This is a genomic window from Anaerococcus cruorum (genome assembly GCF_046365495.1).
GTDB classification, from domain to species: domain Bacteria; phylum Bacillota; class Clostridia; order Tissierellales; family Peptoniphilaceae; genus Anaerococcus; species Anaerococcus cruorum.
This window is the reverse complement of sequence record NZ_JBGMEH010000008.1, coordinates 23,170-46,637: the sequence shown is the minus strand read 5'-3', so window position 1 is coordinate 46,637 and position 23,468 is coordinate 23,170. Positions and strand designations below refer to the sequence as shown.

The 23,468-nt window shown below is 33.8% G+C and carries 25 protein-coding genes; 4 read left to right on the top strand and 21 right to left on the bottom strand.

The window, feature by feature from the left end; genetic code table 11:
* Positions 1-14: 14 nt before the first annotated feature.
* The 11 genes from ACCQ40_RS07465 to ACCQ40_RS07415 all read right to left on the bottom strand — a co-directional run bounded on the left by ACCQ40_RS07465 (position 15) and on the right by ACCQ40_RS07415 (position 11,703).
* Positions 15-902: an undecaprenyl-diphosphate phosphatase gene (locus tag ACCQ40_RS07465; protein WP_410033231.1), complete on the bottom strand. Its 888-nt coding sequence runs from the start codon at positions 900-902 to the stop codon at positions 15-17.
* Positions 895-1,707, bottom strand: coding sequence for a tRNA 2-thiocytidine biosynthesis TtcA family protein (locus ACCQ40_RS07460; protein ID WP_410033230.1), 813 nt, complete (start codon positions 1,705-1,707; stop codon positions 895-897). The genes ACCQ40_RS07465 and ACCQ40_RS07460 overlap by 8 nt, the downstream gene beginning before the upstream one ends.
* Before the next feature lie 11 nt (positions 1,708-1,718).
* A complete protein-coding gene (locus ACCQ40_RS07455; RefSeq protein WP_394011076.1) occupies positions 1,719-2,510 on the bottom strand; it encodes an MBL fold metallo-hydrolase in 792 nt (263 codons plus the stop codon).
* 8 nt (positions 2,511-2,518) lie between these two features.
* Positions 2,519-3,331 carry a Cof-type HAD-IIB family hydrolase gene (locus tag ACCQ40_RS07450; protein WP_410033229.1) on the bottom strand — a complete coding sequence of 271 codons (813 nt, stop codon included), beginning with the start codon at positions 3,329-3,331 and terminating at the stop codon, positions 2,519-2,521.
* Between the two features lie 301 nt (positions 3,332-3,632).
* Positions 3,633-4,070 (bottom strand): hypothetical protein, encoded by a 438-nt coding sequence (locus ACCQ40_RS07445; RefSeq protein ID WP_410024536.1) that lies wholly within the window; start codon positions 4,068-4,070, stop codon positions 3,633-3,635.
* Positions 4,071-4,443: 373 nt separating this feature from the next.
* Positions 4,444-5,595 (bottom strand): NAD(P)-dependent malic enzyme, encoded by a 1,152-nt coding sequence (locus ACCQ40_RS07440; RefSeq protein WP_410033228.1) that lies wholly within the window; start codon positions 5,593-5,595, stop codon positions 4,444-4,446.
* Positions 5,596-5,681: 86 nt separating this feature from the next.
* Entirely contained in the window at positions 5,682-6,560 is an 879-nt protein-coding gene (gene pepI / locus ACCQ40_RS07435; RefSeq protein WP_410033227.1) for a proline iminopeptidase, read from the bottom strand.
* Positions 6,553-7,638, bottom strand: a complete 1,086-nt coding sequence (locus ACCQ40_RS07430) for a M24 family metallopeptidase (RefSeq protein WP_410033226.1) — start codon at positions 7,636-7,638, stop codon at positions 6,553-6,555. Before ACCQ40_RS07430 ends, pepI begins: the two co-directional genes overlap by 8 nt.
* Positions 7,639-7,649: 11 nt before the next feature.
* Positions 7,650-9,068, bottom strand: coding sequence for a peptide MFS transporter (locus ACCQ40_RS07425; RefSeq protein WP_410033225.1), 1,419 nt, complete (start codon positions 9,066-9,068; stop codon positions 7,650-7,652).
* Positions 9,069-9,788: 720 nt separating this feature from the next.
* Positions 9,789-11,399, bottom strand: coding sequence for a chaperonin GroEL (gene groL, locus ACCQ40_RS07420; RefSeq protein WP_410033224.1), 1,611 nt, complete (start codon positions 11,397-11,399; stop codon positions 9,789-9,791).
* Positions 11,400-11,421: 22 nt separating this feature from the next.
* Positions 11,422-11,703, bottom strand: a complete 282-nt coding sequence (locus tag ACCQ40_RS07415) for a co-chaperone GroES (protein WP_410033223.1) — start codon at positions 11,701-11,703, stop codon at positions 11,422-11,424.
* A gap of 134 nt (positions 11,704-11,837) precedes the next feature.
* Between ACCQ40_RS07415 and msrB the strand changes: the two genes are divergently transcribed.
* Complete coding sequence (gene msrB / locus ACCQ40_RS07410) at positions 11,838-12,278, top strand: peptide-methionine (R)-S-oxide reductase MsrB (protein WP_410033222.1); 441 nt, start codon at positions 11,838-11,840, stop codon at positions 12,276-12,278.
* 948 nt (positions 12,279-13,226) lie between these two features.
* On the opposite strand, the gene rlmH is transcribed toward msrB, so the two are convergent.
* Genes rlmH through dinB form a run of 4 tightly spaced genes read right to left on the bottom strand, consistent with a single transcriptional unit; the run spans position 13,227 to position 15,864 of the window.
* Entirely contained in the window at positions 13,227-13,709 is a 483-nt protein-coding gene (gene rlmH / locus ACCQ40_RS07405; RefSeq protein WP_410033221.1) for a 23S rRNA (pseudouridine(1915)-N(3))-methyltransferase RlmH, read from the bottom strand.
* A 37-nt stretch (positions 13,710-13,746) separates the two neighbouring features.
* Positions 13,747-14,154, bottom strand: coding sequence for an ATP cone domain-containing protein (locus ACCQ40_RS07400; protein WP_394011066.1), 408 nt, complete (start codon positions 14,152-14,154; stop codon positions 13,747-13,749).
* Complete coding sequence (locus ACCQ40_RS07395) at positions 14,151-14,579, bottom strand: DUF2188 domain-containing protein (protein WP_410033220.1); 429 nt, start codon at positions 14,577-14,579, stop codon at positions 14,151-14,153. The genes ACCQ40_RS07400 and ACCQ40_RS07395 overlap by 4 nt, the downstream gene beginning before the upstream one ends.
* A gap of 43 nt (positions 14,580-14,622) precedes the next feature.
* Positions 14,623-15,864, bottom strand: a complete 1,242-nt coding sequence (dinB, locus tag ACCQ40_RS07390; protein ID WP_410033219.1) for a DNA polymerase IV — start codon at positions 15,862-15,864, stop codon at positions 14,623-14,625.
* A gap of 140 nt (positions 15,865-16,004) precedes the next feature.
* Between dinB and ACCQ40_RS07385 the strand changes: the two genes are divergently transcribed.
* From ACCQ40_RS07385 to mnmM, 3 genes are read left to right on the top strand one after another with little or no spacing between them, the layout of a single operon-like run.
* Complete coding sequence (locus tag ACCQ40_RS07385; protein WP_115594778.1) at positions 16,005-16,406, top strand: helix-turn-helix domain-containing protein; 402 nt, start codon at positions 16,005-16,007, stop codon at positions 16,404-16,406.
* Complete coding sequence (locus ACCQ40_RS07380; protein WP_410033218.1) at positions 16,406-16,954, top strand: ImmA/IrrE family metallo-endopeptidase; 549 nt, start codon at positions 16,406-16,408, stop codon at positions 16,952-16,954. The genes ACCQ40_RS07385 and ACCQ40_RS07380 overlap by 1 nt, the downstream gene beginning before the upstream one ends.
* The gene (mnmM, locus tag ACCQ40_RS07375; protein ID WP_410033217.1) at positions 16,951-17,496 is read left to right on the top strand and encodes a tRNA 5-(aminomethyl)-2-thiouridylate-methyltransferase MnmM; all 546 of its coding nucleotides are present in this window, start codon (positions 16,951-16,953) and stop codon (positions 17,494-17,496) included. The genes ACCQ40_RS07380 and mnmM overlap by 4 nt, the downstream gene beginning before the upstream one ends.
* Positions 17,497-17,510: 14 nt before the next feature.
* On the opposite strand, the gene ACCQ40_RS07370 is transcribed toward mnmM, so the two are convergent.
* The 6 genes from ACCQ40_RS07370 to ACCQ40_RS07345 all read right to left on the bottom strand — a co-directional run bounded on the left by ACCQ40_RS07370 (position 17,511) and on the right by ACCQ40_RS07345 (position 23,432).
* Positions 17,511-18,335: a hypothetical protein gene (locus tag ACCQ40_RS07370; RefSeq protein WP_410033216.1), complete on the bottom strand. Its 825-nt coding sequence runs from the start codon at positions 18,333-18,335 to the stop codon at positions 17,511-17,513.
* A 158-nt stretch (positions 18,336-18,493) separates the two neighbouring features.
* On the bottom strand, positions 18,494-19,681 hold the full coding sequence (locus tag ACCQ40_RS07365) for a hypothetical protein (protein WP_410033215.1): 1,188 nt from the start codon (positions 19,679-19,681) through the stop codon (positions 18,494-18,496).
* Between the two features lie 10 nt (positions 19,682-19,691).
* Positions 19,692-21,065, bottom strand: a complete 1,374-nt coding sequence (locus tag ACCQ40_RS07360; protein ID WP_410033214.1) for an ABC transporter permease — start codon at positions 21,063-21,065, stop codon at positions 19,692-19,694.
* Positions 21,052-22,092, bottom strand: a complete 1,041-nt coding sequence (locus tag ACCQ40_RS07355; protein WP_410033213.1) for a COG1361 S-layer family protein — start codon at positions 22,090-22,092, stop codon at positions 21,052-21,054. Before ACCQ40_RS07355 ends, ACCQ40_RS07360 begins: the two co-directional genes overlap by 14 nt.
* Positions 22,067-22,798, bottom strand: a complete 732-nt coding sequence (locus tag ACCQ40_RS07350) for an ABC transporter ATP-binding protein (protein ID WP_410033212.1) — start codon at positions 22,796-22,798, stop codon at positions 22,067-22,069. Before ACCQ40_RS07350 ends, ACCQ40_RS07355 begins: the two co-directional genes overlap by 26 nt.
* 187 nt (positions 22,799-22,985) lie before the next feature.
* Positions 22,986-23,432, bottom strand: coding sequence for an 8-oxo-dGTP diphosphatase (locus ACCQ40_RS07345; RefSeq protein WP_410033211.1), 447 nt, complete (start codon positions 23,430-23,432; stop codon positions 22,986-22,988).
* Between the last annotated feature and the right edge of the window lie 36 nt (positions 23,433-23,468).

Sequence of the window (23,468 nt, the reverse complement as noted above, 5' to 3'; positions counted from 1 at the left end):
TCTAGACTCTTTTTTTATTTTATAATCCCAAAGTATAAAAATACTATGATAGATAAGATTATCCTATATATTCCAAATGGAATAAAATCGTGCTTGCTGATGTATTCCATAAATTTTTTAATAACTATGTAAGCTACTATAAAGCTTAAAACCATACCGACTAAAATCAATAACCATTGGCTTCCCGTAAAACCATGAACATTTTTAACTACTTTTAATAAAGTTGCTCCAAGCATGGTTGGAATCGCTAAAAAGAAAGAAAATTCTGCAGCAGCTTCACGGCTAAGCCCTAAAATCATAGCTCCCATAATAGTTGCAGCTGATCTAGATGTTCCTGGTATCATCGCAAGGGCTTGGAAAAATCCAATGGCAATTATAGTTTTATAGGAAACATTTATTATATTATCATTTACAAAACCGTTTTTGTTTTTATTTTTATTTCTTTTTTCAACAAAAATAATTATAGCACCCCAAACAAGTAGCATGGTTGCAACTACCATTGGGTTAAATAAATGTTCATCTATATAATCATCAAATAGCAAACCTAAAACCCCTGCTGGGATTACCCCAACTATTACTCTTTTCCAAAGCTCTATTGTTCTTTCATCTGGGTGGGTTAACCTATAGTAAAATCTTGATTGTCCATTTAATTTATCATAGTTTTTTGGATAATATTTGTAAGTCTTTTCATGATCCCAAGGATTTAGCTTTTTAAAATATAAGACTACAACTGCCATAATGGCACCTAATTGAATAATTACATTAAAGGCGTTTGAAAATTCTGGCGGATCTAGTTTTACAAATTCATTTACCAAAATAAGGTGGCCAGTGGATGATACTGGTAAAAATTCTGTTACACCCTCTACTATGGAGAGGATTAAAACTTTTAAAAACTCAATCATCAAATTCCTCCAAGAACGAATGTTTTTGTCCATGGAGTTGATAACCTACAACCATATCACAATTTACATTTTCTCCAGACCTTAAAATAGACATCTCCACTTCAGGATTGTTTTCTTTCATTTGAGCTATCATTTGCTTTATCATTTTTCTTGTATAAGCTTCTTGTGATTTTGTAACTGTGCATGCACAATTTAGGGCAAATAGCTCTACATGATCACGCCATTTTATGATATCTTCTTCCTTTACATAATAAAATGGACGAATTAGTTCCATATTTTCAAAATTTTGTGCTTTAAGCTTTGGTTTCATTGTATTAAACTTACCTGCATAAAGGACATTTAACATTATAGTTTCTATAACATCATTCATATGATGACCTAGGGCGATTTTATTGCATCCTAGCTCTTGGGCTTTGGCATAAAGGCTACCCCTACGCATTCTTGCGCACATATAGCAAGGATATTCGCCTTTGGAAACTTCTTCTGCTATTTTAAATACTTCTGTGTCAAATATCTGCCCATCTATTCCTAAATAGTCTAAGTTTTTTTCTAATTGCTCACGATTTCTAGGGTCATAGCCTGGGTCCATTGATATGTATACTACATCAAAGTTTACCTTGCTATGCTTATGAAGTTCTTCAATTACTTTTGCAAGTAATAGCGAATCCTTACCCCCAGAGATTGCAACTGCTACCTTGTCCCCATCATTTATCAATTCAAATTCTTTGATTGCTTTAATAAAGGGGGACCAAATTTGTTTTCTATATTTTTTTATAATTGATCTTTCAATATCTATTAGTTCCATAATTTAACTTTCTATAATTCTACTATGCCAGAAGGTACATACCTATCTGCCACTTCTAAAAGTATATCTTTTCTTGTATCTAAACCAAGACTTGTTAGATAATTATCTACTGTAAGCCTTGATAATTCTGGTGTATTATTTGTTTCTGATAGGTGACCTAAAAAAACTTTTTCTCTTTTACCCTCTAAGGCATCTGCTAAAACTTCTGCTGATTGGTCATTTGATAAATGTCCCATATTGCTCATTACTCTAAGTTTTAGAGGATATGGATATGGTCCACGTTTTAGAGCTTCTAAATCGTGGTTGGCCTCCATATAATAAACATCAGATCCCTTTATCTCATAGGCCATATTTTCATCAACTATGCCTGTATCGGTCAAAATTGATATTTTTTGATTGCCTAAATAAAGAACAAAACCCACCGGCTCATTGGCATCGTGGTGGACTTTTATGGGCATAATATCCATTGACCCAAAGGATAAAAACTTGCCACTATCAAAAACTCTTATATTTTCATCTTTCACCTTGCCAACACATTTTTCTATGCCCTTCCATGTGCCTCCATTGGCAAATATAGGAATATTGTAGCGGCGGGATAGAGTTCCTGCCCCTTTTGTGTGGTCAGCATGCTCATGGGTTAGAAAAATGGCATCTAATTCGTTGGCATCTTTACCTATTTCTTTTAATAAATTTTCTATTTTTCGCGCTGAAAATCCTGCATCCACCAAGATTTTACTGCCCTTATATTCGATAAATAAGCAGTTTCCTGACGATCCTGATGAAAGGATTGCAAATTTATCCATTAAAACCTCTAATCAAATATTTTTTCTAAAAATTCTGCTAGACCTGCCTCATCGTTAGTTGATGTTACATAGTCAGCAGCTTCTTTAGTTTCTTCTTTTGCATTTCCCATAGCTATACCAAGTCCTGCAAGTTTTATAGCCTCTATATCATTTGCTCCATCGCCAAAGTAGGCAACATTTGTTAAATCTATATCTAAATATTCGCAAAGCTTTTTTAGACTATTGGCTTTTCCAGAAGATTTTTTAAGAACTTCTAGAGAATATGTTTCATTTCTCATAGTCATATAGTCTTTTTCTAAAGCTTCTTTGTTTTCTTCATAAAACTTATCAAGCTCATCTTGATTCCCCATAAAATTGATGCGAGCTACTTTTTCTTCGATCTCATCAAAATCTTTAAATTTTAAACGTGGAAGTTTCATAACTTCTTGGTCTTTTTTAAATCCATCATTGACTACTTCTTCGTTATTATAAAGAACATCCTTGGTAAAAATTCCTACTTGCAAATCATAGTCCCCCAGGTAGGAGGTGATTTTTTCGTAATCTTCTTTTTCTAAGGGATTTTCTATAATGGCCTTGCTAGTTGCATTGCATCTTACAAAGGCTCCAGTATTACAAATTGAGTAATCATCAAAACCTTCTAGGCCAAGCTCTTGGCGGACCCACCAAAAACCATTAAAACATCTCCCGGTAGCTATTACAACCTCGATGCCCTTCTCTTTTATTTTCTTTATTGCATCTATATTTTTTTCTACTATCTTCTCATCAGATCCTAAAAGTGTCCCATCTAAGTCAATAGCAACTAATTTTATATCTTTATTCATAAGACCTCATTTGTTTTTACATACAAAAAAGACTGATTGTAATAACCAGTCCCTTAACATTCTTCTTTTATTTTACTTTCATATCTATTTTAATCAATTTTTTTATCATTACTTTTTCTGAATAAAGAGTGTAGTGTAATAGTGATCCATATACCCGAAAATACAGAAAGTATACCACCAGATATTATTGATGATATATGATCACCAAACATTCCACTGCCTGATTCAATTATCATATACAAACCAAATATGAATAAAATAATAAAAAGAATACTTATTATTTTTTTCATTTGAGAACCTCTCATTTTAATTTTCTATCAATACCGTACAAAGCAAAACGTGTAGGTACAGCAGCTTTTCCAGATTTAGTAGCAATTACTTGATTGTTAGAACTATTTAGTTTATATTGAGTGAATGATACTTTTTTCGCGTAAAATTGCACTCTAAACTCTCTAGTATTATTAGCAGCATATTCTGAACTTAAAACTTTAGAAGTTTTATATTTATATCCGCTGAATAAATTTGTACTCACATTGTTAAACGTACTAATATTTCTTATATTATTATTTAGAATACAAGGGTTCATACCATCACTTACTTTATGAATTGTTATTGTACCACCATCTCTTAAATTATTGCTGTCAAGCATTTGTTTTATTTCTGCTTGACTTAGAGAATCTAGAGCATTAGCTTGTGAAGCTACATTAATAATTGCTCCATCTTTGTTATTAACTTTCATTCTGACATTATAAGATTCTTGAGCATATGAAACTTTAGGGAGCAAGATTAAGATTACAAAACCATAATATATTTTATTTTTTTATTGATATTAATATCCCAATTGTTATGAATTTACATTTTATTAATAGTGTCATCCTATTTTTTATAATATAATGGCATTACTTGATATCCAAATTATAATACGCAACAATCATCTCCCCATAGATAAATTTATGATTTTTATAATTACTAGCTAATAAAGTATTCTAATTAATAAACTCATAATGATAACTATCACAAAATAAATATATCACCACTCTCAATATTTGTAAATAACAAACACGCAATTTTTCTAAAAAACATCTATCGTTATAATTATCTTATCATTTCAATTATTTTAAAGTCTTAATAGCATCACTTACAGCTTCTGCAATTCCCTGTTCAAAGGCTGAAGGGATGATGTATTTTTCATTTAATTCATCATCTTTAACAAAGGCTGCTAGGGCTTTTGCTGCTGCCATTTTCATTTGGTCTGTTATTTGTGGAGCGCGAGCTTCTAAGGCTCCTTTAAATATACCTGGAAAAGCTAGGACATTATTAATTTGATTTGGAAAATCAGAACGACCTGTAGCTACAATCCTTGCCCCAGCTTTTTTTGCCACATGGTAGTCAATTTCTGGAATGGGATTTGCCATAGCAAATACAATAGCATCATTATTCATGTTTTTGATATCTTCTTCATCTAATATATCCGGTGCAGAAACCCCTATAAAAACATCCGCTCCCTTTATAACATCGCTTACAGACCCTTCTATATCATCTGGATTAAACATTTCTGCAATTTGCGCCTTAACTGGGTTACCAGAATTTAGCATCATCTTATTAATGGCCCCGCGTGAATCACAAACTATTATATTTTTCACTCCCAAATCATGGATAAGTTTTGCACAAGAAAATCCAGCTGCTCCTGCCCCGCTTACTACAAGTTTGATATCACGAGGCTTTTTATCAACTAATTTTAGGGCATTTATCAAAGCTGCAACTGTTACAATGGCTGTACCGTGTTGGTCATCATGAAATACTGGAATATCTAGGGTTTCTTTTAACTTTTCTTCAATATACACACACCTAGGTGATGAAATATCTTCTAGGTTTATACCGCCAAATCCCGGAGCAATATTTTTTATGGTTTCTATAATTTCATCTGCATCTTGGGTATCAAGCACTATTGGCACAGCATTTACTCCACCAAATTCTTTAAATAACACTGCTTTTCCCTCCATAACAGGCAGGGCAGCCTTTGGCCCGATATTACCTAATCCTAATACTGCAGATCCATCAGAAATAACTGCAATTGTGTTTGCTTTTGATGTATATTCATAAGCTTTTGTTTCGTCTTTGGCAATTTCTCTGCAAGGTTCTGCAACTCCTGGCGTGTAGGCAAAGGTTAATTCTTCTCGGTTTGTAACTTTTGCCTTTACATCAGTCCCTACTTTCCCCTGCCAGTCTCTGTGTTTTTCTAAGGCTTTTTCGTAAACATCCATAAATCTCTCCTTCTTTTTAAAGCATCCTTTTTTACGATTATAACACAAAAAAGTAGGCAATTTTATCAATTACCTGCTTAATATTTTTAACTTTCTACTTTATAAAGCCATTTTTCTAATACTTTTTTGTAATTGTCATGCTCATCTACAAAGGGCATGTGGCGAGAATTGGCAAAAAGTTCCCATTTTGAGTTTTTAATCTCATCGTGCATAGTTTTTGCAATGATTGGTGAAGATAAGTCCTCTGCCCCACTTGTAATTAAAGTTGGGATTGCTATTTCATGTAGCCTATCTGTCACTTCAAAACCTGCTAGAGTTCCTGTTGGAGAAAATTCATTTTCTCCCCATCCTACTACATAGGATTTTGCTCCTGATTTCTTTTTTCTAGTAAGACATTCTGGATCATTTTCCCCGTATGGGCCTGCTGAGTATTTTTCCATGAAAACATCCAGGGCTTTTTGATATTCTTTTGAATCATAGTCGCCCGTTTTTTCTGCTTTTAAAAGCGGAATTTTGTACTCTTCATCCATGTAAGATATTCTTCTAAGCTGCTCACTTCTCCAAAGTTTTGCAGAAGAAAGGGTGGATGATAAAATAATTGATTTTACACCCCTTGGTTTAGTTAAGGCATATAAAATCAAAAGCATGCCACCCCAAGATTGGCCTAAGATGTGAACCTCATCTAATTTTAGATGATCTCTTAGAGAAATTAATTCCTCCATCCAAACATCTGCATTAAATAAATCTTCATCACCATCTACAAAAGAATTGCCACAGCCAATTTGATCATACATTACTATTGGCCTGTCATTTTTATAGGCAAAGTCATCAAAAACTTCAAAATAATTGTGGGTTGACCCTGGTCCTCCGTGGATTAATATCAGTGGAGTTTTCTTGCCTTCCGGATTTACAATTCTATAATAAGTTTTATAATCCTTAAAAGACATATAGCCTTCATTAATCATCTATATCTACCACAATTAAATCTTTTGTATAGTGATTTATAACTTCATTGCCATCTTCTGTGATGATTACTAAATCTTCTATCCTTACACCAATGCCTTCATCCATTAAATAAATGCCTGGTTCTACTGAGAAAATTTGTCCTGGTTTTATAATTGCATCATTTACACTAGAAACATCACCATATTCGTGGTCCTCTAGACCTATTGAGTGGCCTGTTCTGTGGGTAAAATATTTTCCATAGCCTTTTTCTTCTATATAATCACGGCAGGCTTTATCTACATCACTCATTTTATTGCCAGGTTTTGCTGCTTCTATACCGCGAAGATTAGCTTCTTTTACTATTTCATAAACTTCACGCGCTTTATCAGATACTTCTCCGATAAAAACTGTTCTTGTCATATCTGAGGCATAGCCCTTATAAAAGCCACCGATATCTAAAACTACGCTATCGCCTAGGTTTCCTTTAGAATTATCTGTTTCATGGTGAGGATCAGCTCCGCCTTTTCCGTAGGCTGTTATTGGCTCAAAGGAAACTTCTTCTATGCCATGATTTTTATAAATTTCTTTTACCTTTGCTGATAGTTCTTTTTCTGTAAGCCCCTTTGTAACCCAAGGAATAACTTCATCCATGACTTCATCATTGATTCTAGAAGATTCTCTCATCAAATCAATTTCTTCGCTATCTTTTATCTGACGCACTTCATCGATTAAAAGGGATGAGTTTACATACTTTTTATCTGGAAATCTTTCTTGTAATCTTAATAAAAATCCAGATGGCCAAGTTTTATCTATACCTATTTTTTCATAATCTTTTATTTCTTTGGCTAGGTAATCAATTGGATCTTCTATATCGTTATACCAGATTAAATCTACTCCAAGGTCTCCTTCTTGAGGAAAAAGTTCATTTATAACAAGCTTTTTATCCCCATCTGTATTTAGATAAAGAGCGAGCATTCTTTCGCCTGGATTAATTTTTTTGCCGATTAAATAATAAATAGCAATAGGATCTGTAACAATAATTTGCTCTAAACCCTCTGTTTCCATCTTGTCTAAAACTCTTTTAAATCTATCAGTCATTTTATAACTCCTTAGTTATCTTTATCTTCTGATTCAAAGGTCATTGTTTGGTCTTTATTGGTATTTTCTTTGCCATGAAGCTTTGCATATTCTCTTCTATCAGCTTCGTTTGGTTCTACAAGTCTTTGTAGTTTATTACTAAATATCCAAAGAATAGCTGCAGATATAATTGCAATTGCAGCAATAGTAAACATTACCTTATCAAATGGGAATTGTTGAGTAAATTCATAAATAGCACCATAAGATTTTCCTGAGAAAAATACTGCTACAACCCATACACTCATCATGGTTGTAATAAGTTTTGGTGGAGCATATTTAGCTATAAATGAGTTCCCAAGTGGTGAAAATACCATTTCTCCAAGAGTTAGTAATATACCAAAAACTATAATCCACATTAGTGACGCTTGGCTATTACCACGTACTACTTCTGCTGCACCAAAAACTATATAAGATAAACCTAGTAAAAATATACCTAGGGCTGTTTTTTGGAACATATTAAAGTCTCCTTTTGGAGATTTTGCTTTTTTAGTCCAATAAGCTCCAAGGATTGGTCCAAGGATGATACATAAAATAGCATTTAGGGAGTCAAACCAAGCTGTTGGTACTTCAAATGAACCTATAGTCCAATCTGCTGCTGCAGTTTCTCCAGCCCAGTGGAATAATACTGGTAGGGATGCTAAGTACCAGAATATCCAGAAAATGATTGAGAAAAATGAAACTAGGATAATAGCAAAAATTCTATTTTTCTCAAGTTTTGTTAAAGGTACTTTTTCCTCATTTACAGCTTCATTTGGATCAGCATTTTCATTAATTTTAAATGGTTTTTTACCAGCATTGCCAAAGTTTTTGTAGTTTACTATGTACCAAATAGCATCTATAAATACAATAATCGCACAAACTAAGAAACTAAATCTGTAGCCGTATTTAGCCGCTAAGATACCAATTATAGTAGTTCCTATAAAAGATCCAATATTTACAAAAGAATATTGGGTAGAATAGGCCTCATCAAGCTTGCTTTTATCAGTAAATAATCTACCGATTATCGCATTATTTTGTGATTTAAAAAGTCCTGTACCTATAGAAACTAAAATAACCATGATATTTATTGCAGTGGCACTAGTTGCCTGCCATGCCACTAAATATCCTGCTCCCATAAGGGATAAACCAATAGGTATTAAATATCTAGCTCCTACTAGATAGTCTGATATGTAAGCACCAAATAGTGGCAATAAATAAGTAAATGCAACAAGGTTTGCACTCATTCTTGCAGCTTCACCAGTGCTAAGACCTAGCCCACCATCCATGATAGATGCAGCAACAAAAACTGTCATCAACCATTTTGCTGAGTAAAAGGCAAAGCGTTCCAGTGAAAAAGCAATACACGCCGCATAAAACCCAAAGGGTTTCTTGCTAGAAAGTTCTTTTTCCATAAATTCCTCCTATAAAATATTTTATCTAACTATAACAAACTAGAAAACGTTTGTTAGCATAGATATACAAGATAGTGTGATAAAGTAATATGGTAAAATGATTTACTATATCCTTAATCACTATTATGTACCATGGTTATTATAACATATTTATAACAAATATAAAATGTCACTGCCTTATAAGATAACTGATTTACAGGCAAAATAAAAACACCCAGTTAGGGTGTTTTTTTGTGTGTTTTATTATGATTTCATTTGCTTAGTTATAGTAATCTAGTAAATTTTAAAACTCACTAGTCTTATAGAAAACTAAGCTTTTGGAGTTTAATCACTCAAACGCCGTTGGGCTTTTTGTCCTTACTTCGCTGCGGTTTTCCGTGCTAGTCCCAGAATTTTTTGGTGAAAAATACAAAGTATTTTTCATTTCTAAGATGAGCTTTGCGAATCCAGAAAACTCACGGGTGCTCTAAGGACGCCGGGCAGGATTTTAATCACTCAGGCACCGCTTGAATTTTTGTCCTCGGCGCTTCGCTTCTGCGGTTGTTTCGCGCTAGTCCCGGAATTTTCGGGTGGAAAATACGAAGTATTTTTCATTTCTGAGATGAGCTTTGCGAATCCAGAAAACTCGCGAGGCCTCTAGGGAAGCCGGCCAGGCGTTTCTCGTCGCTTCGCTCCTGCGACCATTCCATGGAGGGTCCTCTCCTGGCCGGACGGGCTTTCTTAGTACATAGGCATTTGTGGCATTTCTGGTTCTTCTTTTGGTATATCTGCCACTGCTGCTTCTGTTGTTAGTATCATTCCTGATACGCTTACTGCGTTTTGTAGGGCGCTTCTGGTTACTTTTGTTGGTTCTACGATACCTGCATCAAACATATTTACATATTCATCGTTATATGCATCGTAACCTTGGTCTTTATCGGATTCTTTTACGTTTTGAACTATAACTGATCCGTCCATTCCTGCATTTTCTACTATTTGTCTTAGTGGTGCTTCTAGGGCTTTTTCTATGATTGCTGCACCTGTTTTTTCGTCACCTTCTAAGTTTTCTTTTAAATCTGCAACTTTTTTGATAGCTCCGATTAAAACTACTCCACCACCTGCAACAATACCTTCTTCTACTGCTGCTCTTGTTGCTGATAAAGCGTCTTCGATTCTGTATTTCTTTTCTTGCATTTCTGTTTCTGTTGCTGCACCTACGTTAATTACTGCAACACCACCTGCAAGTTTTGCTACTCTTTCTTGTAGTTTTTCTATTTCATATGAGCTTTCTTCAGACTCAATTTGTTGGCGGATTAGGCTTACTCTTTCTTCTAGGGCATTTTTGTCGCCTTTTCCTTCAACAATTGTTGTATTATCTTTATCAACTTTAACTTTTTTAGCAGATCCTAGCATAGAAATATCTGTATCTTTTAGGTCCATGTTTAAGTCTTCTGAAATAACTGTTGAACCTGTAAGAATTGCAATATCTTCAAGCATTGCCTTACGTCTATCACCATAGCCTGGTGCTTTTACTGCTACAACGTTAAATGTTCCTCTTAATTTATTTAAGATAAGGGTTGTAAGTGCCTCGCCATCTACATCATCTGCAATAATTAATAATGGACGTGATTCTTGGACAATTTGTTCTAGTAATGGTAGTAAATCTTGGATATTTGAAACTTTTTTATCTGTTAATAAGATATATGGATCATCAAGTTCTGCAACCATTTTTTCATTATCTGTTGCCATGTATGGTGATAAATATCCTTTGTCAAATTGCATACCTTCAACAACATCTAAGTAGGTATCAGTTGTTCTTGATTCTTCAACTGTAATTACCCCATCATTGCCTACTTTTTCCATAGCATCTGCAATAAATTTACCAATTTCTGGGTCTGCTGATGAGATTGTACCAACATTTTCGATAGCTTGTTTATCTACAATGTCTCGGCTATTTTCTTTGATGTAATCAACTGTTACATCTGTCGCTTTTTTAAGTCCTTTATTTAAAACAACTGGGTTTGCACCTGCTGCTAAGTTTTTAAGACCTTCTTTGATAATTGCTTGAGCAAGAACAGTAGCTGTTGTTGTACCATCACCTGCAACATCGTTTGTTTTTGTAGCAACTTCTTTTACAAGTTGAGCTCCCATATTTTCAAATCTATCTTCAAGTTCGATTTCTTGGGCAATAGTTACACCGTCGTTTGTAATTGTTGGTGCACCATAAGACTTATCTATAACTACATTACGTCCTTTTGGTCCAAGAGTAACTTTTACAGCATCTGCAAGTTTATCAATACCACGTTCTAAACCATCACGGGCATCTTTTCCATAATTAATTTCTTTTGCCATAATTATCTATCCTTCCTATAAACTATTTTACAACTGCTAAAATATCAATATATTTTACAACTATATAATCTGTATCATCTAAGTTAACTTCTGTTCCTGAATATTGAGAATAAATTACCTTATCCCCTACAGAAAGAGAATTTTTTTTCTTTTCATCATTTAAAATATCTTCACTAATAGCTACAACTTCTGCATAAACAGGTTTTTCTTGAGCACTTTCTGGAAGCACGATACCTGATTGAGTTGTCTTTTCAGCTTCTGCTTTTTTTATAACTACTCTATCTCCGATAGGTTTTAATTGCATATTTAACTCCTTAGTTTAATACTCTTAGCACTCGATGGTGCTAATTGCTAATTACAATTATAATGTACTACCTTTAGTTAAAAAATCAAATCTATAAAATGGGTAAAAATAATAAAAAGATGAAGGAGAATAATATGTATAAAAAACCAAGTGATGAAGAACTTAGAGAAAAACTTACAGATTTAGAATATGAAGTAACCCAAAATGCAGGCACAGAAAGACCTTTCTCATCAGAATATGATGACTTTTATGAAGAAGGGATTTATGTAGATAAAATATCTGGGGAGCCACTTTTCTCAAGCAAGGATAAATTCAATGCAGGCTGCGGTTGGCCAAGCTTTTCAAAACCAGTTGAGGGGACAGAAATAAATGAGAAAGAAGACCTATCCCACGGCATGGTAAGAACAGAAGTAAGAAGTAAAAATGTCGACAGCCACCTAGGTCATGTTTTCCCAGACGGCCCACAAGAATTAGGTGGGTTAAGATATTGCATTAATGGTGCTGCTTTAAGATTTGTGCCTAAAGAAGATTTGGAAAAAGAAGGATACGGAAAGTATTTAAGTTTGTTTGAGTAGGTATAGATATAAAATTTACTAAGAAGATAAATAATAAGCACATAGGTAATACTTATGTGCTTTTTATGTACTCGAAATCACTGTGTGGTGGTATTCGTTTATTATTGGAAAGTTTATTATTTACTTTAACTTGCATTAGAACTTGTAGTGGATATTTGTAAGATTAATTTCTGAATCGACTTTATTCTCCCTTTTGTCATTTCGACTGGAGAAAATCTTTGATTTTCGGAATGGAGAAATCTTTCTTTGTCTTAAGTGTTTTATAGACTTAAGATGTTAATTTGATATATTTTTTTAACTGTGATTTGGAATGTTTAGCTCTCTGGTAGATCTCTCCACTTCGCTTCGCTACGAAAACTCGCTTCAAAGAAGCTCCTCTGTGCTACCGCACTAGATTTTCGGCATAAAAGCCCAAAATCAATGGGCTTTTATGTGGTCGAGATTTCAATAGAGTATCTTATTTGTTCTATTGTTATAGCCTTACTTACTGGTTGGAAAGTACTCAGTTGGTAAGATTATTTACTAAATAAATCTAGGTTCTCGCCATTGTCATTTCGACTGGAGAAAATCTTTGATTTTCGGAATGGAGAAATCTTTCTTTGACTTATGTGTTTTATAGCCTTAAGATGTTAATTTAATATATTTTTTAACCACGGTTTGGAATGTCTGACTCTTAGATAGATCTCTCCACTCCGCTTCGCTGCGGTCGAGATGACAATGAGGTAACTTGCGTTGCTCGTTGGGAAGTATCTATTATTACATAATTCAATCTAAAATTTAATATTTATAAGCTTATTTACTTTACAGAGCAAAGCTCTGCCACCCACATATAAAATGTAGTGCGCTCGGCTTGCGCCCTCGCTTAGTTCTGCGGACTCACTTGAAGCAAAGCTTCTACGTTCATCTCGCAGATGACAGAGCAAAGCTCTGTCACCCATGATGGTGGGACTACTTATGATACGGATGCCCGTTTATTATTCTAAAACCCCTATAAATCTGCTCAATTAGAACAACTCTCATTAACTGATGGGGGAAGGTCATTTTTGAAAATGATAATTTGTAGTTTGAACGATTGCTTACTTCTTTTGAAAGTCCATTTGAACCACCTATTACAAACACTAGGTTTCTACCAAAACCCTCTTGCATCTCATTTTCTATAAATTTTGCAAATTCTACACTATCTACTTGTTTGCCTAGGATTTCTAGACTTACCACATAGTCGCTATCTTCTATTTTTCCTAGTATTCTTTCCCCTTCTTTTTCTTTTACTTGTTCGATTTCTTTATCTGATAAATTTTCTGGAGCTTGTTCGTCGGGTACTTCTATTATTTCTATTTTATTATAGGCCTGCATTCTTTTTAGGTACTCATTTATGGCTTCTTTGTAAAATTTTTCTTTGATTTTCCCTACTGCTATTATTTTTATGTCCATTTTTTCTCCTTAAAAAAACTCAATCTTGCGATTGAGTTTAGTTTTGTGCTTGTACATATGATACGTATGAATCATAAATTTGGCTATAGCCTTCCTCTACTAAGGCATTTTTTACAAATTCCTTGATTTCATCTGTTCTAAATACTTTTCTATTTAAAGATTCAATACTTTTTTCTATATCTTGCATTAAAATTTCAACATCTGAGCTGGTTATTTGCTTGCCGTTGCGGTCTGCTGCATTTTTAATTGACCTTGCTATTTTGTCTGGAATGTATTCTTCTAAGTTCCCACTTCTTTTTATTACGTATACTTTATTATCATCTGATTTTTTTAGAAAATCTCTAATTACTTCTACTTTTAATTTATCAATTTCTGCTGCTATTTGATTTATATCGTAACCTTGGCTTTCAAATTCTTCTAATAATTTTCTACTTAGTTCACTCACTTTGACTCCTCCTTGGTTTTTGTGATTACCTTACTTTCTCTGTTTTCCGCAATTTCCTCCGCCCTAGCTATGGCTTCTTTTTTGCTATCATAATAACCTTCTACCTGGCTAGCTTTTTTTGATTTTACTTGCCATTTTTCTTCATCATAATTGTAAGAAACTTCTACATCAGCATCTTGCAAGCGGGCACCGGATTTGCTAGCAGATTTTTTATGGTCTTTTAAATCTTTTTTACGAATTTCTTTTAATTCTTCATTGCTGGCATCATTTACCCAATCTTTGGCTTGAGAAATAGCTATAGGGATAGCATTATCTTCATCATAACCTTCTTTAAGCATAGCATTTGTTATATCAATTGCCTTATCGCGGACTTCTTTGTCCAAATTTTTCATTGAGTTTGGATAATTTCTTCTATCAAAGGGCATGACCTCACCTCTTTTTTTATTTCTTTATATACTCTTACCCATTTTACATATTATAATGACGGGCTGGTAGGGTGACTATTTCTGTAAGATCACTTGGAAGTCCTATATCACGCTTGAGAGCTGCAAAAGTTATAGAATCCTTACCGTATTTTTTTCTTATATTATAAAGGGTGGTGTCTATGTCTTCGCTTTTCTTAAAATTTTCGTGGTTTAAAAATACATCCATTTGGCTGCCTCCACCTTCATTTCGCAATTTGATAGCCCTTATACCTACAGCTCGGACTGGCAGGGCCCACTTGTATTTTTCTTTAAAAGTTTCCATAGCACTTTTTACTAGAATAATGGAGCTTTGGCTAGCCATTTCCAAGGGCGCCGCAAAATTCCAGCTTTGCAATTCATTATTTCTAACATAAACTTCTACCCCGCATGCTTCAAGTTTTGCTTCTCTTAATCTTTTAGAAACAGAAAAGGAAAGCTCTTGCATGACATTAAAAACTTCTTTATTATTATTTAAATCTCGTTTGCAAGTTGAGCTATTGCCAATAGATTTTATAGGTTCTGTGTGATCGCGGTCTACTACTGGGCGGACATCTAGGCCATTTGCATATTGCCAGAGGTAGACACCATTTATTCCCAAAAGATTTTTTAACATATCAACTGGAGCTTTGGCTAGGTCACCTAAAGTAAAAATACCAATTTTATTTAATTTGCTTTCTGTAGCTTTACCTATGCCTACCATTTCACGGACACCTAAAGGCCAGACTTTTTCTTTAAAGTTATCTTCGCTTATTATCGTAACTGCATCAGGTTTTTTCATATCACTGCCAAGTTTTGCAAATATTTTACAAAAACTAACTCCAATGCTTACTGATATCCCTAATTCTTCTTTCATTCGTTTTCTAATCTCATTAGCAATTTCTTCTCCAGACCCAAAAAGATGGGTAGTGCCTGTCACGTCTAGATAACACTCATCAAGGCCAAAGGGTTCTACTTGGTTGGTGTATTCGTAATAAAGATCACGAGCCATTTTAGAATGTTTTAAATATTCTTCATAATGAGGTGGCACTAGGGTTATATTTGGACACTTGGCTTGGGCCTGCCAGATTGGCTCTCCAGTTTTAACTCCCATTTTTTTTGCTTCTTCACTTTTAGCAAGGATAATGCCATGGCGATTTTCTGGACTGCCTGCAACGGCCATGGGTATGCCCTTTAATTTTGGGTTTAGTTTTGCTTCGATAGATGCATAGCAAGCGTTCATATCAGAATGTAGTATTACTCTTTTCATAAAAACTCCTATTGATTTTAGATGACTATTAATGTATAATTAAGACATTAAATGACTTTAGAATTATTGTAAGACATTAGAAGTCTTATGTCAAGGAAAATTATAAAATTAACAGTCACTTACTGACTAAAGGAGATATAATGGCATTTGCTAACAAATTAAGAGATCTAAGAGAAGCAAAAAATCTAACCCAAGAAGAACTTGCAAACATGTGTGATGTTTCCCTAAAAACCATATCCCGCTATGAGGCTGGCCAATCTAAACCTAGATATAGAAAAACTTACGATGCCCTAGCAGAAGCACTCGATACTAGCCACGATTATTTAGTAACTGATGAAGAAGACTTTGTTTTATCAGCTAGAGAAAGATATGGAAATGCTGCTGGTCGTGATGCTGAAGAGTTAGTCCAAGGCGTCATAGGGCTTATGGCTGGTGGAGACTTACCAGAAAAGGATAAAAAAGCAATCCTTGATGCTATTAGCGAAGCTTACTATATAGCAAAAAATGAAAATAAAAAGTATGGAGCAGGTAAGAGAAAATAATGTTATCTTCTTATGATAAAATCTATACGGATAGTCAAAATTTGATAGAAAAATACAAAACTCGTGATCCTAAGGAAATATTAGAAGGTCGTGGTGTTTTTATAATTCCTTTCTCATCCCCTACAACTATATTAGGTATGTATAAGATAATTATGCGAAACCGTTTTGTATTTTACAATCCTTTTGTAGATGAAAGAATAATAAATATGGTTCTAGCCCACGAACTAGGCCATGATATTTACCACCAGAGTCAGGCCAAAGATGGTTTTGCAGAGTACGAACTTTTTGACATCAATACAGAAATGGAAATTGAGGCCAATATTTTTGCAGCCCACTTGCTTTTAGACGAAAAAAAACTAATGGAAGACATCAAAGAAGGCTACACCTACCACCAACTAGCTAGCCTCTATGATGTAAATGTAAATCTCATGGTCTTTAAGCTCAATGAAATGCACAGGATGGGACTGCCGGTAAATAAAAATATAGCTGATTCCAAATTTTTCACCAAAATTGACGGACGAGATGAATTTTACGGGAACTTAGAATGATAGATCATGCAACAGAAATAATAAAAGAATTGTTTTTAAGAGAAAAAGATATAAATATAGCAGTAGATATGACCGCAGGAAACGGACACGATTCTAAATTTATTTTAGATAAGCTAAAGCCAAAAAAACTTTTTGCCTTTGATATCCAAAAAATGGCTCAGGAAAGTACAAAAAATTTACTGGGTGATAAAGAAAACTTTACCTTTATCCTAGATAGCCACGCTAATATAGATAAATATATAAAGCAAAAAGTTGATTTAGTAATCTTTAACCTAGGTTATTTACCCAAGGGTGATAAAAATATTACTACAACATGGGATAGCACAATTACTGCCATAAAAAAATCCCTAGAAATTTTAAGTCCTAGGGGCAAAATTTTTATAACAGTCTATCCAGGTCATCCAGCAGGTGAGCTAGAATCTGAAAAAATCACTGAATTTTCAGCAAATCTTGATTATAAGAAATATACAGTTTTAAAAATGAATTTTGTAAATAAAATCAACAACCCACCCTATGTCTTGGTGGTTGGCCACAAAAACTAATTTGTGGTCTTTTTTTAATACTTGCTTGCTCCAGTTTTTGAAGTTGCTACAACTATAGTATTATTTTCAAAACGGATGCCAACTACATCCTCTACTTCATTAATCTCTTCGCGAGTTCTTTTATCCATAAAGGTAATTTTCATAGTTCCATCTGGATTTTTATCTATTCCTATTACAGAAGTTGGGGTAAAATAATTGGCCTGGTGCTTATCCCACGACTCATCTTTAGAATATATCCTGGTTTTATCAGAAGCATAAAGACTTATAATTTCCTTTTCATTTTCTAAGTCTTTGGATAAATAAACTTCTGGAGTTTCATAACCCACACTAATTAGCTCAGGAGCCTCGCCCTTTTTGCCTTCTTCGATAGATTTTCTGTGAAGTTCATAATAATTATTTTCGCTATTAAAAACTGTGTAATAAATATTATTTGGACTGACAATCCCATCTGTCAAAAATCCTCCAACACTTTCTATATCAGCTATGTTAAACTCTTTCAGGTCAATGAGACTTATGGTTCGTTTATCTTTATCTTCACCATTTTTATCATAGAAACTATGGATAAAGTAAATACTTCCATTATTATAACCTATTGGAAATATTTCCTCCCCTTGGTTAAATTCGTGAAGGGTCTTAACCTCTTCTTCTTCGATTTCTACTAATTTGTATTTATGATTTGCACTATCACCCATAACAAAAAGATTGTCTGCATTATTTATATCATAGGCAAAATCGCTATCGGCTTTATTGATTGTTTCACTTTGATTGCCATTTGGATTAAATTTTACTAGTTTTTTATCAATTGGGTCATAGTATATTTGCACTTTGTTTGTATCCATAGGATCTCCTGTAAGGGTGACATTTGGAGTAGTAGTCTGGCATCCTACAAGAAAAACAAATAAAAATCCCAACAAAATCTTAAATCTTTTCATAAATTCATTATACTATGAAATATAAGAAAAGAACCACATTTGTGGTTCTAATTTTCATTTTATATTTAAAGTTCTATATCAACTGACTCTAGCTCATTGTCTGTATTTATATAATAAAGCTTATTGTTTGAAATTTTTAAACCCCTAATTTGAGTGTCTAAAACAGTTTCTCCACTTGTCATATTTATGACCTTAATTGGTCTAGATAATCTATCTTCAGATTCACTTGACTCATAATAAAAGATATTGTTTCCTATAATCTCTTGCATACCTTGTTCTGCCCATAGGAATGGAAACTCTTGGTCGTTGGCATAAAGGTTATCGTTATCTGCCCTATATATTTTCCAAACTGGATTACCATTTTCAAATCTTTTTTGTCCAAATAAATACTGCAGATTAAAATCTTTTTCAACCAACTCTGCTTCTTGGTCATCTCCTTTTGATAAATCTAGCTTGTACAAATCATAATTATAAGCATCTTGCTCGCTGTTATCACCAGGTTTGGTAAATTGTAATTCGCCATCAATTACTACAGCCCCACCTGTTAGTTCATCAACTGTTGCTTCAAAATCGTGTACTTCACCAGTAGCTAAATCTACATAACCAATTGCAGATTTTTCTGTATCTAAGGTAGGTGTTCCATTTATCTCAGCCTTACTTTGCTTTTGATGAAAACCATAAATCCTATCACCAATCATACCCAGTGGTCTAAAATCATCAACTCCAGGGAATTCAAATAGGGTCTCTACATTTTTATCATTCATTCTCACAATTAAGACTTGGTCATAAATATCACTTTTAGATTTTACAAAGACATTGTTAGTGTATTTTACATAATCATAATGGTCTGTATTATCAATTGTTATTTCATTTCCATTTTCATCTACAAGTACTCCATTCTCATTTACGCTTGAAAATGGTCCTAGTGGGTTAAAGAATAAGTCATCTTTATTGACTTCCTCATCAGAAACTTCTTTATCTTCAGTTTCTTCCTCTGTTTTTTCTTCATCTTCTTCTTTTTGATCGTTTTCGGAGTCTTCTGTTTGCTCTACTTCTTTGCTATCTGTATTTTCAGCTTCTTCGCTATTTTCTTTATTATCTTCTGCTTTTTTTACATCTATTACTTGAGTACTATCATTATCTTCATTTGTTTCTACTTTTTCTTGTGGGCTTACTTCATTAGCTGGGGCATCAGTATTGTTACACCCGACTAGGGCCAATGATAAGGCCATGATTGGTACAAATTTTTTCATAATATCCTCCTTAATTTGCCCTTAAAGCATCAATGGCAGATAGTTTTGTAGCTCGTCTAGCTGGTAGATATCCTGCGAGTACTCCAACTAAGGCTGAAAATCCTACTCCAACTAAAGCTAGCCATGCTGGTATGATTATTATTTTACTTACCATATCAGGATTCATGCCTGCAAAGGCGTTGTTAATTATATTACCCACTAAAAGAGAAATTAAAAGGCCAAGGACTCCTCCAAAAAATCCTATAAAACCAGATTCTATTAAAAACATGGTTTGGATATCAGAAATGGAGGCTCCTATTACTTTCATAACCCCTATTTCTTTTTGACGTTCATAGATACTCATAAGCATTGTATTTATAATACCTATGGCAGATACTATAAAGGCAATGGATCCTATACCACCTAAAATCATCATAATAGTATTGGTTTGACTTTCTATCTCTTTACTCGCTTCAGCCATAGAATTTGTCTGATAACCTAGTTTTCTGATGTCTTGCTCAGCTTGTTTTACATTTTCAGGCTTATCTACTACAACTTGGAGATTGTCATATTTTATCTTATCATCGGTTGTTTGGATAGGATTTCCTTGCTCATCAAAGTCTTGGTTTAGGGTTGGAGTGGCTAATTTATCATCTTCTTCTTTTAGTTTTTTATAGGTAGATTCTGAAATATATGATCCCCAACTATTTAATATTGAAGTGTTATTTAATTTACCTGCAACTTTTATAGGTACATCCACAGTTTGGGGTTTGTTTATTTCTTTACCTTCGCTATCTAAAGGATTTTCTTCTTTACCAAAATTTACCCCATCATCTTCACTTTCATCTTTGTATCCTAGGCGGATAAAATATTCATTATCTAGATAGTCAAAGTCTTCCACAGGTTCTGCATAAAATCCGCCATCACCTGTGTCAGTCATTTTACTTGCTGCAATATTTGGTCCTAAAAGAATGGTGTCATTCTCGGATGGGTTAGGTATATTTCCCATTTCTAACATATCATCTGTTAGCAAGGAAAAAATATTATCTGGTACGACATTTATTGAACCATCTATTTCATATTCATCATTATCTACTATTTTAAAATCTGCATAAATATTTTTACTAGGAACAACTGCCTTTACATTCTCAATATTTTTTAGCTTGTTTATAACTGAATCATTTATATCTAAGCCGGCACCACTTTCATCTATGATATTTATAGAAGTAAGCCCTTGAAAAGACTCTATCATTTCTTTTTGTGAATTAGAAATTCCTTGCGCAAAGGCTAGCATCAAAATTATGGATGTGGAGCCTATGACTACTGATAAGATAGTAAGGATCGTCCTAGATTTCCTGCGCCACAGATTTCTAAGGGCCATGATAAATCTATCAGATATCCTCATCGTCTATTATTAGCTCCTCATCTTTTTTATTTTTATTGCGTTTTCTAAGTAAAAGTGCAACTAAGGCTAGGATAATTATTAATCCAATCCATAAAAATGGAGATGATAGTAAGCTACCGCTTTCATTTGCATCTTGATTCATCCCTTGATCAACCGGAATCATTTCTCCAGTTTCAGGATCTTCTATCATGCCGCCCTCCATATCTTCTGCTCCCATACCAGTTACATCTGCATAAAAATCTTTGGTTTGGGTGTGCATATTTCCTGCAGAATCTGCATAACTTAGCATAATTTTACCTTCTACTTCTCCCTCACGTTCTGGGGTTACATTGAAGGTGAAAGTTTCTGTAGTTCCAGAATTAAAATTTCCTATAAATTTTCTATCATTATCTATAGTAAAACCCTTACCAATTACATCACACATAAAGGTGTTTAAATTATCTTTTCCTGTGTTATAAATATTTACACTTACTTGGGTTTGTCCGCCTGCCATTAAGTCTTCATGCTTTACTTCGCCAATAGTTACATTTGCCCTTTGGACAACTGGGATGCCAATTGATTCTTTAGTTTGGTATTGATTACCATCATAGTCTTCATATTCTAAGGTTAGGCCTATGACATAGTTTCCTGCAACCGCATTTGGATTTACTTTCATATTTACATATTTAGTTGTAGTATTCCGTGGGTAAAGGGCTGATACATAAAAACTATTTGATGTATCCACTGGAGCAAAAACTGATCCATCGCTTACTAGAGCATTATTTTCACCACTGGCTTGAGGTTGGGCTGCTAGTTGCTGGTCGATGCTTACTTTCAGGTTATAAATAGTATTTTTATTATTTGTATTATAAAGGGTAAAGGCTAGGTTAAAGTCTTCGCCTGCCTCAACAGTTTTTGGGCTTATTGTATAGTTTGAAATTATTAATTTAGGCTGATTTCTAACTTGGACTGGGGAGTCGTTTACCTCAGTAGCTGCATCCGCCCCTGTATTTTGATCGCCATTATTTATTTGTTGGTAGTATGTCATCTTCTAAAACCTCATCAATAGTTAAATTTTTGTGGATCTTTCTTATCTTTCCATCTCTCATAAAAAGTGTTCTATCAGCAAATTCTGTCATTTCATCATCATGAGTTACCATGATAAAAGTTTGTTTGTTCTTTCTTGTGATATCCTTTATTAGCTGCATGACCTCAAAACTTGTTTTAGTATCAAGATTTCCTGTAGGTTCATCGGCAAAAATTATTTTTGGTGTACCTACAAAGGCACGAGCAATGGATACTCTTTGCTGCTGGCCACCGGATAATTCGTTGGGCCTATTATTCATCCTGTTTTCAAGGCCTACTTGTTTTAAAATTTTATAGGCTTCTTCCTTGCGTTCATTTTTATCAATCCCTTTAAAGGTTAAAGGTAAAGACACATTTTCCCAGGCTGTAAGATATGGCAAGAGATTATAGGACTGAAAGACAAAACCTATATTTAAATTACGAAATTTTGTAATATCAGTCTCTTTTAGCTCATTTAAAACTATATTGCCATATTTTATAGATCCTTTGCTGGGATATTCTAGGCCTGCTAGCATATTTAATAGGGTTGATTTACCAGACCCACTTGTACCCAGTAGGGCAATAAATTCTCCTTTTTCAATATCGAGATTTATCCCATCTAGCGCCTTTATAACATTGCCGCCAACCTTATAGTATTTTTTTAAATCGCGTACTTCAATAAGTGCCATGTGGACTCCATAATTTATGTATATTTACTGCTTTCAAAATATATTATAAATAGTGTTATAGAAATCACCACACACTATTTGTAGAGGATTATATCATCATGCATTTAGATTTGCAATCAAATCTATATTTTATATATATTTAATAAGACAATAAAAAAAAGCAGATAAAAATCTGCTTAAAGTTTCTTTATTTAATATAAGTTATTTGGTCAGTGTTTATATCCCAAAATATTTCTTTGTATTCACCCTCATAAATTTTTAAAATCTTATCCATAGATAGGCTCATTCCATCCATTTTTTTAAAATCTTCATAGTCTATCCATGAAAGATTTCCTTCACGATTTTCAGCTACTAAATCTCCCTTGTAATCACTTGTTTCGTAGAGAAGGCCAGTATCCTTATATTCTTTACCAAGCCAAGTTATAAAGCCTACAAATTTTAGATTTTTTATATCAAGACCTGTTTCTTCTTTGGCCTCTCTAATGGCTGCAGCCATTAAGGATTCGTTTTCTTCTACCTTACCACCAGGAAAAGTAAGTCCCTCCCAACCTTCTTTTTTTACCTTATCTAGGACTACTACTTCATTTGTATGAGGATTTGTTATTTTTATCATATTCATCAGTCTAGTTTTCATAATTCACCTTTAAAAAAAGAGTAAATATTAGATATT

What these genes read in the sequence shown, in the direction of transcription:
- ACCQ40_RS07460 (WP_410033230.1), bottom strand. Translation starts at nt 1,707, where the DNA reads ATGGAACTAATAGATATTGAAAGATCAATTATAAAAAAATATAGAAAA.
- ACCQ40_RS07430 (WP_410033226.1), bottom strand. Translation starts at nt 7,638, where the DNA reads ATGACTGATAGATTTAAAAGAGTTTTAGACAAGATGGAAACAGAGGGT.
- ACCQ40_RS07365 (WP_410033215.1), bottom strand. Translation starts at nt 19,681, where the DNA reads ATGAAAAAATTTGTACCAATCATGGCCTTATCATTGGCCCTAGTCGGG.
- ACCQ40_RS07395 (WP_410033220.1), bottom strand. Translation starts at nt 14,579, where the DNA reads ATGCCCTTTGATAGAAGAAATTATCCAAACTCAATGAAAAATTTGGAC.
- ACCQ40_RS07350 (WP_410033212.1), bottom strand. Translation starts at nt 22,798, where the DNA reads ATGGCACTTATTGAAGTACGCGATTTAAAAAAATACTATAAGGTTGGC.
- ACCQ40_RS07445 (WP_410024536.1), bottom strand. Translation starts at nt 4,070, where the DNA reads ATGAAAGTTAATAACAAAGATGGAGCAATTATTAATGTAGCTTCACAA.
- ACCQ40_RS07385 (WP_115594778.1), top strand. Translation starts at nt 16,005, where the DNA reads ATGGCATTTGCTAACAAATTAAGAGATCTAAGAGAAGCAAAAAATCTA.
- ACCQ40_RS07455 (WP_394011076.1), bottom strand. Translation starts at nt 2,510, where the DNA reads ATGGATAAATTTGCAATCCTTTCATCAGGATCGTCAGGAAACTGCTTA.
- ACCQ40_RS07355 (WP_410033213.1), bottom strand. Translation starts at nt 22,092, where the DNA reads ATGACATACTACCAACAAATAAATAATGGCGATCAAAATACAGGGGCG.
- ACCQ40_RS07415 (WP_410033223.1), bottom strand. Translation starts at nt 11,703, where the DNA reads ATGCAATTAAAACCTATCGGAGATAGAGTAGTTATAAAAAAAGCAGAA.
- ACCQ40_RS07440 (WP_410033228.1), bottom strand. Translation starts at nt 5,595, where the DNA reads ATGGATGTTTACGAAAAAGCCTTAGAAAAACACAGAGACTGGCAGGGG.
- mnmM (WP_410033217.1), top strand. Translation starts at nt 16,951, where the DNA reads ATGATAGATCATGCAACAGAAATAATAAAAGAATTGTTTTTAAGAGAA.
- ACCQ40_RS07370 (WP_410033216.1), bottom strand. Translation starts at nt 18,335, where the DNA reads ATGGATACAAACAAAGTGCAAATATACTATGACCCAATTGATAAAAAA.
- pepI (WP_410033227.1), bottom strand. Translation starts at nt 6,560, where the DNA reads ATGATTAATGAAGGCTATATGTCTTTTAAGGATTATAAAACTTATTAT.
- ACCQ40_RS07465 (WP_410033231.1), bottom strand. Translation starts at nt 902, where the DNA reads ATGATTGAGTTTTTAAAAGTTTTAATCCTCTCCATAGTAGAGGGTGTA.
- dinB (WP_410033219.1), bottom strand. Translation starts at nt 15,864, where the DNA reads ATGAAAAGAGTAATACTACATTCTGATATGAACGCTTGCTATGCATCT.
- ACCQ40_RS07380 (WP_410033218.1), top strand. Translation starts at nt 16,406, where the DNA reads ATGTTATCTTCTTATGATAAAATCTATACGGATAGTCAAAATTTGATA.
- groL (WP_410033224.1), bottom strand. Translation starts at nt 11,399, where the DNA reads ATGGCAAAAGAAATTAATTATGGAAAAGATGCCCGTGATGGTTTAGAA.
- ACCQ40_RS07345 (WP_410033211.1), bottom strand. Translation starts at nt 23,432, where the DNA reads ATGAAAACTAGACTGATGAATATGATAAAAATAACAAATCCTCATACA.
- msrB (WP_410033222.1), top strand. Translation starts at nt 11,838, where the DNA reads ATGTATAAAAAACCAAGTGATGAAGAACTTAGAGAAAAACTTACAGAT.
- rlmH (WP_410033221.1), bottom strand. Translation starts at nt 13,709, where the DNA reads ATGGACATAAAAATAATAGCAGTAGGGAAAATCAAAGAAAAATTTTAC.
- ACCQ40_RS07360 (WP_410033214.1), bottom strand. Translation starts at nt 21,065, where the DNA reads ATGAGGATATCTGATAGATTTATCATGGCCCTTAGAAATCTGTGGCGC.
- ACCQ40_RS07425 (WP_410033225.1), bottom strand. Translation starts at nt 9,068, where the DNA reads ATGGAAAAAGAACTTTCTAGCAAGAAACCCTTTGGGTTTTATGCGGCG.
- ACCQ40_RS07450 (WP_410033229.1), bottom strand. Translation starts at nt 3,331, where the DNA reads ATGAATAAAGATATAAAATTAGTTGCTATTGACTTAGATGGGACACTT.